This window comes from Flavobacterium sp. LPB0248, assembly GCF_013388355.1.
In the GTDB taxonomy this organism is placed as follows: domain Bacteria; phylum Bacteroidota; class Bacteroidia; order Flavobacteriales; family Flavobacteriaceae; genus Flavobacterium.
In genome coordinates this window covers 2463734-2478716 of the sequence record NZ_CP058246.1, presented here as the reverse complement: position 1 = coordinate 2478716, position 14983 = coordinate 2463734, and the positions used below count along the sequence as shown (strand labels likewise).

The 14983-nt window shown below is 34.6% G+C and carries 10 protein-coding genes; all 10 read right to left on the bottom strand.

The genetic code is table 11. The annotated features are described in order from the left end of the window. Nucleotides 1-5 precede the first annotated feature (5 nt). On the bottom strand, nt 6-2186 hold the full coding sequence (locus tag LPB248_RS10275; protein ID WP_255462917.1) for a glycoside hydrolase family 97 protein: 2181 nt from the start codon (nt 2184-2186) through the stop codon (nt 6-8). A gap of 38 nt (nt 2187-2224) precedes the next feature. Next, nucleotides 2225-3622 carry an alpha-amylase family glycosyl hydrolase gene (locus LPB248_RS10270; RefSeq protein ID WP_177211350.1) on the bottom strand — a complete coding sequence of 466 codons (1398 nt, stop codon included), beginning with the start codon at nt 3620-3622 and terminating at the stop codon, nt 2225-2227. 119 nt (nt 3623-3741) lie between these two features. After that, nucleotides 3742-4824: a SusE domain-containing protein gene (locus LPB248_RS10265; RefSeq protein WP_177211349.1), complete on the bottom strand. Its 1083-nt coding sequence runs from the start codon at nt 4822-4824 to the stop codon at nt 3742-3744. 99 nt (nt 4825-4923) lie between these two features. Continuing rightward, the gene (locus tag LPB248_RS10260) at nt 4924-6417 is read right to left on the bottom strand and encodes a RagB/SusD family nutrient uptake outer membrane protein (RefSeq protein ID WP_177211348.1); all 1494 of its coding nucleotides are present in this window, start codon (nt 6415-6417) and stop codon (nt 4924-4926) included. A gap of 8 nt (nt 6418-6425) precedes the next feature. Further along, nucleotides 6426-9647: a TonB-dependent receptor gene (locus LPB248_RS10255; protein ID WP_255462916.1), complete on the bottom strand. Its 3222-nt coding sequence runs from the start codon at nt 9645-9647 to the stop codon at nt 6426-6428. A gap of 190 nt (nt 9648-9837) precedes the next feature. Continuing rightward, nucleotides 9838-11016, bottom strand: a complete 1179-nt coding sequence (locus LPB248_RS10250) for a FecR family protein (protein WP_177211346.1) — start codon at nt 11014-11016, stop codon at nt 9838-9840. 779 nt (nt 11017-11795) lie between these two features. After that, a complete protein-coding gene (locus LPB248_RS10245; protein WP_177211345.1) occupies nt 11796-12359 on the bottom strand; it encodes an RNA polymerase sigma factor in 564 nt (187 codons plus the stop codon). 378 nt (nt 12360-12737) lie between these two features. After that, entirely contained in the window at nt 12738-13394 is a 657-nt protein-coding gene (locus LPB248_RS10240; protein WP_008466087.1) for a hypothetical protein, read from the bottom strand. Nucleotides 13395-13516: 122 nt separating this feature from the next. Further along, complete coding sequence (locus LPB248_RS10235) at nt 13517-13888, bottom strand: YraN family protein (protein WP_177211344.1); 372 nt, start codon at nt 13886-13888, stop codon at nt 13517-13519. A gap of 182 nt (nt 13889-14070) precedes the next feature. Next, a complete protein-coding gene (locus LPB248_RS10230; RefSeq protein ID WP_177211343.1) occupies nt 14071-14970 on the bottom strand; it encodes an LD-carboxypeptidase in 900 nt (299 codons plus the stop codon). Nucleotides 14971-14983 lie beyond the last annotated feature (13 nt).

Below are 14983 nucleotides of genomic sequence, written 5' to 3'. Positions count from 1 at the left end.
GTAATCTATAATTTTTTCAATCCTTTTAATTCTGCAGCAGTGGCTTCTTTAATACTGATGGCAACACCTCCGCCTGGAGCTAAATACTGTTTTAATTTTGTTTTTGAGTTTACGATAAATTTAGTAACCGTATATTTTTGTGGATTCTGATTCCAATTGGCCTCTTTAGCATCGGCATAAATAGTCGTAACGAAATTTTTTCCTGCAGGTAAATAATCAAATGAAATGTTTGCTGTTCTTGCATTTTCATCTGTAATTCCGCCAATAAACCATTCATTTTTGCCTTTTGCTTTACGTGCAATGGTGATGTAATCTCCCGGTTCAGCTTCCAAAATATAACTGTTATCCCAATCTACGGCAACATCTTTGATGAACTGAAATGCATCTGGAAAGCGCTCATAATTTCCAGGAATATCAGCAGCCATTTGCAGCGGACTGTACATAGTTACATAATATGCCAATTGTTTTACCAAAGTCGTATTTACGCGTTGTGTACTTCCTGTTCCATAATACGAAAGATCGGTCTGAAAAATTCCCGGAGTGTAATCCATCGGTCCGCCCATTAATCTTGTAAATGGTAAAATGGTGGTGTGATCTGGAGCTAATCCTCCCATAGATTCGAACTCAGTACCGCGCGCTGATTCCTGAGCAATCCAGTTTGGAAAAGTACGGTTTAATCCCGTTGGACGAACTGCTTCGTGGCTGTCAATCATAATTTTATAATCGGCAGCACGTTTCGCAACATTAATGTAATGATTTACCATCCATTGTCCATCGTGATGTTCGCCACGCGGAATAATTTTTCCAACATATCCTGTTTTTACAGCATCGTAACCATTGTCATTCATAAACTGAAAAGCACGATCCAAACGACGTTCGTAATTGGTTGCCGATCCTGAAGTTTCGTGATGCATGATAATTTTTACGCCTTTTGAAGCGGCATATTCATGAACTGCTTTTACATCAAAATCAGGATAAGCTGTTACATAATCAAAAACTTCTTCTTTCCAGTTGTTAATCCAGTCTTCCCAGCCAATATTCCATCCTTCGATAAGAATTGCATCGAAACCATTTTTAGCAGCAAAATCAATGTATTCTTTTGCACGTTCTGTTGTGGCTCCATGTTTTCCGTTTGGCGTAAGTTTGGTAAAATCATCGGTTAATTTTACATTGGTTTCTTTTCCAAAAGCCCAAGTACTTCTTCCTGCAACAAAATATTCCCACCAAATTCCGATATATTTTACTGGTTTTATCCAAGAAACATCTTTATAACTTGTAGGTTCGTTAAGGTTTAAAATTAATTTGGACGCTAGAATATCTGTCGCTTTATCACTTACAACAATAGTTCTCCAAGGCGATTGTGCATCGGTTTGCATATAACCTTTTGCTCCAACAGCATCTGGCGCCAAATGACTAATCATTTTATTGTTTACAGGATCAACTTCAAGATACATTGCTGGATAATTGATTAATCCTGCTTCATGAATGTTGATGTATAAACCATCATCTGATTTCATCATTGACGGTGTTTGTACTGATAATGCTGCGATTGGCCACTGTGAATTGATTTCGATAGTAGCTTTTTTCATCAGTGAAGGAATCTCTGAAATTTTTGAAGTGGTGTACGCATATTCGTTGGTATCATAATCTCCCGGAATCCAGAAAATTTTATGATTTCCAGCTAAGTTAAATTGCGAACGTTCTTCTTTAATTACAAAGTAGCTCAGGTCATTTTGTTTTGGAAATTCATATCGAAACCCTAATCCATCATTGAATAAACGGAAACGAATTCTAATAAATCTGTTATTGTTTTTCGCTTGCGCTAAAGTGACAACCAATTCGTTATAATGATTTCGAATTGTTTTTTCTTCACCTAAAACCGGATTCCAACTTTCATCAACAGAAGATTGTGCTGTATTTGTAACGGTAAAACCATCCAAAAACGAAGGCATATTTTGAAGTTCTAAACCTAAAGAACTAGGTTTAATAACCGGTTTTTGTTTGTATGATAATTGATAAGACGGAATACCGCCTTCTTTCAATTCAAATTTTAAGGAAAGATTTTTGTCTGGCGAAGTTATTTCTTGTGCTTTAACCGCTAAAGAGCAAAGGCAGAGGAAAAATAAAAGCGCAGTTTTCCTATCCAAACGAATTTGGAACAGTATTTTTAGGGATTGAAAATTCATGTTTTTTTAGTTTTACAAATCTATTTATATCAGAAGCGTTATTGTTTTTTAAGGATTAAATATTGGTAAGCTTCTAAATTGATTTCTGTGCCAATTGCTATTTGATTTCCAGTCAATGCATCTGTCCAATTGGTGTTAGCCAAAGCAGTTGGAGCAGTATATTTTACATTTTTATTTTTGATATTAGCAACAATTAAAACCTTATCGGTTGTAGTTTCCATGGTAAAAGCACTCACATCATTACTGCTGTACCCAGTCAGTTTTCCTTTTCGAAGCGCTTCACTAGAATTTCTAAAGGCAATTATTCTTTGATATTCCAAAAGCATATCATTATCAGCAGTAGACCAATCGATTGGTACATTGTCAAAATAATCAATGCGTTTGTTATACCCAATTTCTTGACCGTTATAAATCATAGGAACAGATTTCATGCTTGATGCGATTACAAAAGCGGCTAAAGAACCTTTTTTGCCTCCAAAAAGTTCAAGCGGAGTTCCGTCAGAAAGGTTAACATCGTGGTTTGTGGTATAGCGCACAATGCGTTTTGAAGCATCTAACTGCCCATATTCTTTAGAACTTTCTGTTTGAAGATAGCTTGCCGGCTGTGCTTCAGAAAATACTTTTTCGAGAGCACCGAAATAAGCAAAACCAAAAGTATAATCGAATCCTGCATCAAAATGATTGACTCTAGTGCCTTCTGCCATTAAAATCATCCTTTGATTCTTTATTTTACGGATTGCAGTAATCGCTTCTGACCAGAAATTCATCGGAACAAAATCGGCAGCATCACATCTAAAACCATCAATATTGGCATTATAAACCCAATATGACATGGCATCGATCATGGCTTTTTTCATTTCGACATTGGTATAATTTAACTGCGCTACATCTTGCCAGTTTGTTCCTGGGGGAATGATAATGTTGCCACTAGCGTCTTTTTGATACCAGTCTGGATGTGCTGTAATCCATTGATTATCCCAAGAAGTATGATTGGCAACCCAGTCTAAAATCACCGCCATATTTTTGCTGTGTGCTTCTGTAACCAAAGCTCGAAGATCTTCTAATGTTCCGTAATCGGTATTAACGGCTTTGTAGTCTTTAATAGAATACGGTGAACCTAATTTTCCAGCCATTTTTACTTTTCCAACCGGATAAATCGGCATTAGATAAATGACATTTGCACCTAGTTTCTGAATATCTCCAAGTCGTTTCTGAACACCTTTTAAGTTTCCTTCTGGACTGAAAGAGCGCACATTTACCTGATAAATTACGGCATCTTCGTTGGCTGCAACTTTATCAAATGGTGATCCATACTGCTGGTATTCGTTTCCAGGTTGTGGATTTGGATCTGGTTTCGGATTTTCTTCAGAAGAACTGCACGATACAAAAGCTATTGAAAGCAGTAAAGCAAGAAAAATGTTGGAGTTAGACTTCATAATTTTAAAAATTAAATTTGATAGGTTTTGAGCAGGAGTTTTATTTTTAAATAACCTGCCTTTTGCTCAGAAAGGCAGGTATCACTCAAAACTAATCTAACAAGTATGAATGTGCTAGATTATTTTTTAACTATACTGCAAGTTGCTGTTGCAGGATAGCCATTTGTATTTGGATCTGTTTCTTCAATAGTGAACGTAACTTCATAAGTTCCCGCTTCAGTAATGGTATAAGAACCTTGATCGTCACGATTGATGGTATTTGTTGTAGCATCTTTTGGTCCGTAATTAACATCCCATTTGTTGTTCAATCTGAACTTCAATGCTCCAGGAACCAAATCGGCAGTTACTTTCCATGTTTTAGTCTGGTGGTCATAACTCATAGGAGTACTGTTATCCCATCCTCCAGTTTGAGCTGTTCCAACAATTCCCCATGCATAAGGAGTTGCAGACCATTTTAGCGTATTCAAATTTACTTTAATTTGATATGAACCAACACCAGGCATTTGTAAATCTGTTGTATTCATTTTTTGGATATTGTCACCGCCACTAGAACCATAAAATTCTTCCCAGTTTCTAGCTGTATTTACTTTAAATCCGGTTCCGTATCCTTCAAGAACGGTTGCATAACCTTGATAAACACCTTTTTCGATTGCGGTTAAAACCGATGCAGTTTCAACATTCCACTCACCTTGGTAAGAACCCGGCATGTAAATTTCGCCAAAAACAATTGCTTTTTCATAAGGCGTAACCGTTAACTCCACATTTTTAGAAAACACTTTTCTGTCCATTAGAGCTTCAACACGAACAATAAGTTTGTTGGCTTTATCTACAGGCAGTCCTAAATCTGTTGCAATTTTATTGAAATCTCTTACTGTAAAAGTTTTAGTCAAAATATCTTGCCCTACTTCTATACGTGTTGCATGCAGCCATGCATTTGAACCTGTAATATCTGAAGGAACATCAAATTGCACAGCATAAGTTACAGGTGCTACAATAGGAAAAGTAACTTTATCCCAAGAAATAGTAATGGCATCTGTATCGGCATTGTCTTCCAGAAGCACAAAAGTTGTACTTGGTGCAATTTTTATATCTGATGTGAACTGGACATCTTTTAGATAGGTCAATTCGGCATCATTTTCACAAGCAGCTCCAACAATAAGCAAGGCTGTAAGTGCAAATAATCTATTTATATATTTTTTCATATGTAGTTATTATTTGTTTTTAAAGTACCATGATACTGCCGTACTTCATGTATTAAACTTGTTTTTGAAGAACGGCGATTTCATATAAAATACTTTTAATTAGTAACCTGGATTTTGTTTAAGACCTGGATTTGCATTTAAAGCCGAGGTTGGAATAGGATAGATTTTTCTATATTCTTCTGAACTGTCCATGAATTGTTTTGTTGCTAAGAAAGTTCCAAAACGGATCATATCTTGTCTTCTGTGACCTTCCCAGTTTAGCTCAAGACCTCTTTCGTTATAGATATCAGTTAGAGTCGGTACATTATCCAAAGCGCCTAAACTTGCACGTTGTCTCACAGCGTCGATAAATGGTTTTGCAGCAGCAGGATTATTTAAACGAACATTACATTCGGCCATCATTAAAAGAATGTCTGCATATCTGTAAATAGGGAAGTCGTTTGATGCTCCTCCGCCATTTCTAGGAATTACAGGATAGAATTTAACGTTACGAACTCCTTCTTGCGCACCTGCCCCTGGATTGTCCAATGAACTTATATCAAGAGTGTAGTTTGTTCCTCCTGGTTGTTCTCCAATTAAAAACTGTTTTTTACGAATATCATTATCAGTATATTTTTGGTAGAAATCTTTTGGAACAATTGTGCCGTTCCATCCGCTGTAACCAAAAAGAGCTTGACAGTGAGGACCGTATAAACTTCTTACACTAAGAATATTTCTAGAAACAACATCTACAGTAGTATATATAGAAAGGATAGTTTCATCAGCAGGAAGTACATCTCCGAACAATTCATAATAAGTGTTTCCAAGCGGACTTGCAGCATTGTTTGAAGCTGGGTGAAGACTAAAATTTCCTTCAGAAACTTTCTGGCAAGCCGCAAGACATTCTGTCCATTTTGCTTGTCCTGTGTATACTTCTGCATTCAAATAAACTTTTGCTAATAAAGTATAACCAGCCCATTTATTGAATCTTCCGTAATAATTTCCTCCTTTTTCTCCAGAAAGCAGCTCTACATTTTCAGTCAATTCTTTTACAATAAAATCATAAACTTGCTGACGGCTTGCTTGTGGAATTTTATCAACGGTAATGTTATTGTCTGTATAGAATGGAATATTTCCGTAATCGTCCATTAATAAATAATAGAAAAAGGCACGTAATACTTTTGCTTCTGCAATTTTTGAAGCTTCTGCATTGGCAGTTTCCAATTGAGAAACCGCTAAGTTGGCGCTAAAAATTGATTTGTAAAGCCAGTTCCAAGTATTGTTTACCATTAAATCTGTTGGAAGCCATTTGTGTGTGTAAACACGAGCAAAGTCCAGCTGCCAGTCGCCCGTATTTCTGTGCGGAATTACTTGTTCGTCTGCAGCCATACTGTTCAAATCGTACCAGCCATTATCTGCACCAGCATATCCTACACCATCCCAGTTTCCGCCTACTTGAGCATATACACTAGCAAGGGCAACATCTGCACCAGCTGGAGTTCCGTAGAAATCTTCGGCAGGATATTTATCATAAATATTTTCATCTACATTGGTACAGCCAACAAGAGATAGGAAACATACACTTCCTAATACTAATATATTTTTAAGTTTCATTTCTTTTACTATTTAAATTTTACATTCAAACCGATAGCGATACTTCTGGTGCGAGGATAAATTCCTCTATCTGAACCAAAGTTGTCTTCAGGTTTTCCACTTCCGCTCAAAGTTACTTCAGGGTCTATACCAGAGTAATTTGTGATAAGTAAAAGGTTGTTTCCTGTAAGTGAGATTCTAACAGATTCGATGTATTTAACATCAGTGAAACGAAAATTATATCCAGCAGTAACATTTTCCAAACGCAAAAATGAACCATCTTCTAAGTACATATCAGATGCGTAAGGAGAAGTATAAATACCTTCATCTACAGCACTTGCCAGAATGTTAGATTTACCAATATTTTCCAGTTTGCTTATGTTAGCACGTACTTGATTATAGATTTTGTTTCCTCCTGAACCTCTCCATAACATTGATGCGTCAAAGTTTTTGTGTGTAAAGGTTGGGTTGAAAGCATAAGTATATTTTGGTAAAGCAGATCCTCTGATAACTCTGTCTGCACTTCTATCACCTTGATCAATAGTACCATTTCCGTCACGATCTTCAACTGTTTCAACTCCAGCAGCATCTACACCTGTATGATGTAAAATATTGTAAGTTCCAACAGGCTGCCCTTTTATTAAGTAAGAACTTGAACCTGCACCTCCCCAAGCAACATAATCTGTATTTAAAGGAACTCCATTAATACTGCCGCTTAAGTTAAGTACTTCGTTTTCCATAAATGAAACGTTTCCAGAAAGTGTAAGAGTGGTGTTCTCATTTCTGATTACGTCATATCCAAGAGCGACCTCAAGACCTTTGTTTGAAATACTACCTACGTTTGCCTTAATTTTATTGAAAGGATACGGAGGCTGAGGTACTGTATAATCAAATAATAAGTTATCTGTTTTTGAAGTATACACGTCGATTGTTCCTCTTAATCTGTTGTCTAACATAGCAAAATCAAGACCGATATTAGTTTGTTTTTTAGTTTCCCATTTTAAATCAGGATTTGCGTTTTGAGCAATATTGAAGTTATTAATTTGAGAACCTCCAAAATAAGTGCTTCCACTACTACCAACCAAAAGTTGTGTTTTATTTGGTTCTAAACCTTGCTGATTACCAGTTTCTCCATAACCAATTCTTAATTTTAAGTCAGTAACCAAAGTCTGTTTAGACATAAAATTTTCTTTTGAAATATTCCACGCAACAGATGCAGATGGAAAATATCCCCATTTATTATTAGCTCCAAATACAGATGCACCATCTTTTCTGATACTTCCTGTAAACATATAACGGTCTAAGTAAGAATAGTTAATACGATTTAAGAAAGAAACAACTGTTCTGTCATTTTTGTATGATTTCATATCCCCAGGAAGTACTTTCGAAACGTCTCCCAATTCTAGATTATTGTACGTTGTCATATCATCGACAAAACCTCTTATTTGAGCATAATTTCCTTGATACAATTGATTTTGCCACTCATACAATGCCAAAACATTAATGCTGTGCGCTCCAAAAGTCTTTTTATAATTAAGACTGATGTCCATTAATCTTTCGTTTTGTCTGTCATTTTTAATGTTAGCAAAACCTTTTTGATCAATCGCATGAGAATCTGTAGATGATGAAGGATTATAAAAACCAATAGTTTTGTTTGTTTTTCTCCAGCTTCCAAACCAGCTAGCTGTTAATCCGTCAAATAAATCCAAATCAGCTTTTAAGCTTCCAAACAAATTATCCGCCTGAGATTCGTTTGTAATTTCCTGCTGTGCAGCGTAAGGATTTAAGTATTGAAAAACGTTTGGATCTGTAAAATATGTTCCGTCAGTATTGAAAACTGGATCAGTCGGACGCATTAAATAAGCATTTGTAATTAAGTTAGAAACATAATTTACACGTCCGATAGATTGAATACTTGAGGTGGTATAATCTGTTCCGTTGTTTAAATTATAAGTCAATCTTAATTTTCCGTCTAAACCTGTTTGCGATGCCTGAACACGCGCAATATATTTTTTATTGTTTGAATTGATTACAACTCCATCTTGCAAAATCGCACTGATCGAAGCTCTATAATTAAATTTTTCTGCACCTCCGCCAAATGATAAAGTATGGTTTTGAGTGATTCCGGTTTTAGTTAAAATTCCGTACCAATCTGTATCAGAACCATGGTTTGCAGATGCAGGAACACCAACATTTTGAGCTGCTGTCCACCATTCATCAGCGCTTAACATATCTAGTTTTTTTGGAATAAAATCTACAGATGCAGAACCAATGTATTCAATTGTAGTTTTTCCTGCTTTATTCTTTTTAGTAGTAACAATAATAACACCAGGTGCACCGCGAGAACCGTAAATTGCTGTAGCCGATGCATCTTTTAAGATGTCAATATTTTCGATTTCTGTTGGCGGAATCTGATTTAATAAATCTAAGTTTCCCTGAATTCCATCTACAACTACCAAAGGATCGTTTCCTCCGATAAGAGAAGAAATACCTCTAATACGTACGCTTGGAGCTCCACCCGGTTCGCTACCAATCTGATTGATATTAACACCAGCTGCTTTTCCAGAAATCAATTGTAGCGGATTTACAAGAGCGCCTTGATTCATATCTTTTGAATTAATTGTAGATACAGCTCCAGTAACGTCTTTTTTAGACAAAGAACCATAACCTACCAAAACAACCTCTTGTAAGTTTGTTGCGTCTGGTTCCAATTGAATGTTTAAAAGACCATTTCCAGCAGGAACTTTTTTAGTTTTATATCCTACAAAACTCACCAAGATTACAGAAGAACTGCTTTCGACAGTAAATTTAAATTTACCATCAAAATCGGTTACAACACTGTTTTTTGTACCTTCTTCGATAATAGAAGCTCCAGGAAGCGGAGCACCATTTTCGTCGGTAACAATTCCAGAAATTGTTTCTTTTTCGTCGTCAATATTTTGCGATTTTAGATCCGGTTTTTTAAGGATAATCTGTGTGTCGCGAATTTTAAATTCGGTCGGAGTTCCTTTGAAAATTCTGTCTAAAACTACATATATCGATTGTTCCTTTACAGAAATGGAAACCGTTCGATCTAAGTCGACATCATTCATTTTATAGATAAATCTGAAATCTGTTTTTTGTTCAATGGTCTCAATAACCTTTTCGATTGTTGAATTGTTCAATTCAAGAGTAACTTTTGTTTTTTGAGCATAAGTACTTGCTTTGATATTAAACATGGCGACCAAAATAAGTAGAGTAGTTAATTTCAATTTTAGGTCATTTTGGAACAATGAGTATAGAAACCCATTATTCTTAGATTTTTTTTTCATAATTTTGTTAATTGATTGTAGTTAATTCGTTATATTCAATCACTTAGTTAATCGGAAATTGTTCGCAGCTCTTTCCGATTTTTTTATTCCCGTAATGTTATCTCATCATATATTGTATTGGTTTTAGTGGTTATTTAATTAGTATTTGATTGTTTTTTATAGTGTAATTAATGCCATGAATATCGTTAAAATAGCTCATCACATTCTCTATTGATTCTTCTTTAAAGCTGGCATTGAATTTCTCGTTAGCCAGTTTTTCATTTTTATTAATAATGGTTACGTTGTAGCGTCTTTCCAGTTTGGTAATGATGTTTTTGAAAGTCATGTTTCTGAAAGTTAGCCCGCCATCAATCCAAGAAGTATAGATTTCGGTGATTACAGGCTTTGTAAAAATCGAAGCATTTTCTTTGTTGAAACTTCCTTTATAACCCGGTTTTAAAATGGTATTTTTAGAAGCGTCAAATTCTTCGTTTGAACGATACATTCCAACAGAACCTTCAACTAAAACTACATCAGTAACTGCATCTTCAGGGTAATTTGAAACATTAAAATGTGTTCCTAAAACACGTATGTTTAGTTCGTCAGCATTTACGATAAAAGGGTGTTTTTTATCTTTTGCAACGTCAAAAAAAGCTTCTCCGTCTAGATAAACCTGACGGTTTTCTCCAGCAATAAATTTTACAGGATATTTTAAAGTAGTTCCAGAGTTTAAATGAACCATCGTTCCATCAGACAGTTGCAGACGGAATTTTTTGCCAAATGGAATTTTAAGGGTGTTATATGCTAATTTATCAGAATCAGCTTGATTTTCGTAAACCAATTTATCTCCATCTTGATTTCCAATAATATTCCCTTTTTTATCATGAACCTGAACTTTACCATTTTCAGAAATAATCTGGACACTTCCATCTTCCATCTGTAAGACAATATCAGAACTTTTAAAATCAAATGGAACTTCTGTACTTTTAGTAAAGAAACCTTGTTTGTAAGCAAAACCAACTCCCAAAAGAACCAACACAGAAGCTGCGATAGAAATATATTTTCTATAATTAGATTTTCTTGGCTGTAATTCTATTACTGTTTCTTGTTCTTTTGCTGTAGTTAAAATAGTATCGAAAATAGAATCAGCTTTTTGCTCATCCATTTTTGGCATTTCATCCAACAGGTTTTTCACTTCTTCTACCGTTGGGAAATCATCAGTAAGATCATTATTGCGGCAATAGGCAATAACCTGTTCTGTTTCTTCAGCAGTACATTGATTTAAAATAAACTTCTCTAAAAGCGTTTTTATTTCAGAATTTGAATTCATTAAGAATGTTTTTAGGTTCTGTGTTTCTATAATACAGCTGAGATACAATTGAGTACTACTCAAACGTTATAAATTTTTAAATTTTAACATTTTGAATTGTTTAATGTGTTGATTTTTAGTAAAATGATGAAGTTTATTTTTTTGAAGAAATAATGATTAAATGCATTTTGTCATCCTGAGTAACGAAGGATCACAGAAGAAAGCGACAAAAAAATCTCTCAATCTGAATATAAAATTGATTTTTTGGGCGAGCCAGCATTAGAAAAAGGGACCAAAAATCTTTGTCTTTATGTGCCCCTTTTCCTAATGCTGTCGGGCTTTCCGCGCTACTTCGGTAGCTTGCTCCAATCCCTCTCGCGGGCAAACAGGTTTATTCACGATTCTATTTTTTTCGTTTTCATAATGAAAAATCAAAATAGAAGCAGACGAAAATTATCGATTTTGATTTTGGAGTTTGTGTGTCCTTAGTTTTCTAATTTTTTTTCAATTGCCTCCAGTTTTAACTGGAGGTCAAAAAAAAGTCTCCAAATCTGGGCTTTAGCCAAAATTATCTTATTTGGCTAAAGCCTAAATCTTACTTTCCAATAAACCTCCAGCTAAAGCTGGAGGCAATTGATTTTTTTTTTAAGCCACAGATTAAAAAGATTTCAATCTGTTGGGGAAAAAAACAATCGTTTATTTTAGATAGAAAAAATACTGATCTGTGGAAATCTTTTAAATCTGTGGCAAAAAAAAATCACTCCGAAGAGTGATTTTAAGGGCAATATTTGTGGTTTTGGTTAGATAATTTCATCGTGAAGTTGAAAAAAACCGCGCAACGATTCGAGCGCTTTACTCATTTGGTTCCGGACTGTATTTATCGAGATTCCGAGTTCCTCGCTTATTTCTTCGTAGCTCATTCCTTTTTTCCGCGACATTTTAAAAATCTGCCGTCGTTTGGGCGGGAGCTGTTTTATAGCTTGTTTTCGAAGTTTTTTGCAATCGGCTTCCCGAACCGCATAATCTCCGTATTCATGTGATTTCTGACTTTCGTAGAAAACGGCTTCTTTCAATAAAATTTCATTCGCAGCCTTATTCAAAACATTAAAAGCCTGATTTCTTGCAATGGTAAAAATATAGGATTTAAAAGATTGTTCTACATTTAGACTTTCGCGATTGAGCCAGACTTTCATAAAAACATCCTGTACATTTTCCTCTGCTGCTTCTTTTGATTTTAGAAGACTAATGCTGTATCCATAAATATCTTGGCGGTATAAATCAAAAAGCTGGCGAAAGGCTTTTTCGTTTCCTTTTTTGAGTTCACTTACCAATAACTTTTCACTATGGTTGGCAGCTTCTAACAATTTAAATTGCGTTTATTTAATTCCAATGGTATTAAACTATCAAAATGCGAGGTCTGATGTCTGACTTCTTCGCAAATATATAAAAATATTATTCGCAACAAATTATATATAAAAAAACTTAATTCTGATTTTTTGTTAGTTTTTTAAAGAAAGAAACAAAAACTCTTGTTAAGTCGCAGTCGCACTAGTAAGTGTTATTTTGACGCTATTGATAAATAAAATTTAATTGTGAATTTGGCTTTTGAGAATATTCTTATTTAAGAAATATAGAATTGAAGGGCTTATTTCGATTTATTTCAAAAGAAAAATCCTTTCATCTTAAGAAAAGACAAAAGGATTTTGTTATTTATAAACTTTAATTTAAATCTATTTTCTAAACTAGTTTTTCAAGTCTTTAATAACTTTAAAAGCAACATCTACTTGATCTTCTCCAACTAAAATAGTAAATTCATTTGAAGTCGAAATTACCTCGTTGATGATGATTCCTTCCCAAGCCAAACGCTGAAAAATGAAGTAGTAAATACCAGGAACAACAATGTTTTCTTTTGGTAATTTTACAGTTATTGAAGCTAAATTATCCAATTTTTGGATTAATTTTTCTCTCATGAAGTGTTTTTCAACCAAGTGATTAACACTGCTGCTCACAACAATATTCGTTTCGTTTACTCCACGAGATGAGGTATAAAAAATATCAGATAGAGCATTAATATCAGAAATCAAATCTGCTTGTTTGTTTAAGACAGTTTCAGACGCTGCGAAAGTGTAATCTGTAAGTTCAGAACGAACCGTGATTTCACCAATATTTTTAATTACTTTATTGATTTTGTGGTTCAGTTTAAAATCTAGTTCTTCTGTCAGTCGTTTTAAAGACATTACTACAGCGCCTTGTTTTACTTCTTTGCCAAACTCACTTTCTAATTCGGTCATAATATTTCGCGAAAGTGATGTTAGGTTAATAATTCCGAGAGACAGGGCATTTAATAAAAATGGTTTTGTTTTAATGTAGTTTTCTACAATAGAAGAAACAGTTTTCATAATTCTTTTTTTTTTTTGGTAACAGTTGAGTTGGTTTGTTAATTTAACATTACTATGTTATAATTCTTTGCAAATATAAATAAAAAAACAAATTGTTACAATTATAACAATGAAAAATTATGTTAAAAGTGATAAAAAGCGTCGGTAAGATGTTCAATTGCAAATGATTCCCCGTTTTTATGGATCGCAACGATGTCAAAACGGATTTCTAAATCTTCCTGAAAATCCTTTTCCCTATCGTTTATGTAGGCATTTACTGCTTTAATAAGTAATTGAATCTTTTTTTGCTTCACAAAATCTTGCGGAGAACCAAAATCTAAACTCGAACGAGTTTTAACTTCAACAATTGCCAAAACATTATCTTTTTGTGCAATTATATCTATTTCTGCCTTTTGGATAACGAAGTTTCGTTCTAGAATTGAATATCCATTTTCTTCGAGATGTGCAGTTGCGAGATCTTCTCCTAATTTTCCTAAATCGTTGTGTTCTGCCATTTTTATATTATTCAGTCTCAGTCACAGTTTTCAGTGCGAATCTTTGAGTTTATTTTTACTAAATGAAATTATTGCACGAAAAAACGCAAAATCACAAAGCATTTTAAAACTTAGCGATCTTGCGTCTTTGCGAGATTTTATGTGGTATTGTTGGACTTGCTTAAATCAAAAGCAATGTGATATTACTTTTTAAAAGTAACCGTACTTCCAGAAGCAGTAACTTCTATAGAAACGGTATTTCCCATAATTAAAGCTCTGTTGTCTCTAATATGCCCTGCTGGGAAATTAAAAATTACTGGAATATTGTATTTTTTGGTTACGTCATCAATAATTTCTAAAGCATTTTTACCCCAAGGCACTTCATTGTCTTTCATGCTTGTCATTCCGCCAATGATAATTCCTTTTAGATTTTCGATACATCCGTTACGTCTTAGATTCATCATCATACGATCAATATGATACAGATATTCATCTAAATCTTCGATAAATAAAATTTTGTCCTTACAGTCAATTGCGGAGGGAGATCCTAATAAACTATACAAAATAGACAAGTTACCTCCAACCAATTCTCCAGTCGCACTTCCCAAACGATTCATTGGATTTGGACTAATAGAGTAGGAAATAGGTTCGTTAAATAAAGCGGCTTTTAATGAACTTACCGCATCTGGCGTCGCTCTAGGAACTGTTACTGGCATAATACCATGAATAGATTTATAGCCCATCGTATTCAAATGATTATGAAGAACCGTTACATCACTAAAACCGATAACCCATTTTGGATGCTGTTTAAATTTCGTAAAATCTAGTAAATCTAACATTCTAACAGTACCATATCCGCCGCGAACGCACCAGATCGCTTTAATATTTGGATTGTCCATTTGTTTCTGAAAATCGGCAGCTCTCTGTTCATCTGTTCCAGCCAATTGATTATAATCTAAACCAATTGTTGACCCGATTACGGCTTCTAAACCCCAACTGTGCAATAAATCTATTGTTGGTTTTAAGTTATCGTCGATGTTTTTTCTTGCTGTTGCTAAAAGTGCCACAGTATCTCCTTTTTGTAAATAAGGCGGTGTTATCATGTTTTGTTGAGAT

Bases quoted from the DNA above. Each gene is read 5' to 3' on its own strand.
- LPB248_RS10270 (WP_177211350.1), bottom strand. From the start codon at position 3,622: ATGAAGTCTAACTCCAACATTTTTCTTGCTTTACTGCTTTCAATAGCT.
- LPB248_RS10230 (WP_177211343.1), bottom strand. From the start codon at position 14,970: ATGATAACACCGCCTTATTTACAAAAAGGAGATACTGTGGCACTTTTA.
- LPB248_RS10240 (WP_008466087.1), bottom strand. From the start codon at position 13,394: ATGAAAACTGTTTCTTCTATTGTAGAAAACTACATTAAAACAAAACCA.
- LPB248_RS10250 (WP_177211346.1), bottom strand. From the start codon at position 11,016: ATGAATTCAAATTCTGAAATAAAAACGCTTTTAGAGAAGTTTATTTTA.
- LPB248_RS10235 (WP_177211344.1), bottom strand. From the start codon at position 13,888: ATGGCAGAACACAACGATTTAGGAAAATTAGGAGAAGATCTCGCAACT.
- LPB248_RS10265 (WP_177211349.1), bottom strand. From the start codon at position 4,824: ATGAAAAAATATATAAATAGATTATTTGCACTTACAGCCTTGCTTATT.
- LPB248_RS10260 (WP_177211348.1), bottom strand. From the start codon at position 6,417: ATGAAACTTAAAAATATATTAGTATTAGGAAGTGTATGTTTCCTATCT.
- LPB248_RS10275 (WP_255462917.1), bottom strand. From the start codon at position 2,186: ATGAATTTTCAATCCCTAAAAATACTGTTCCAAATTCGTTTGGATAGG.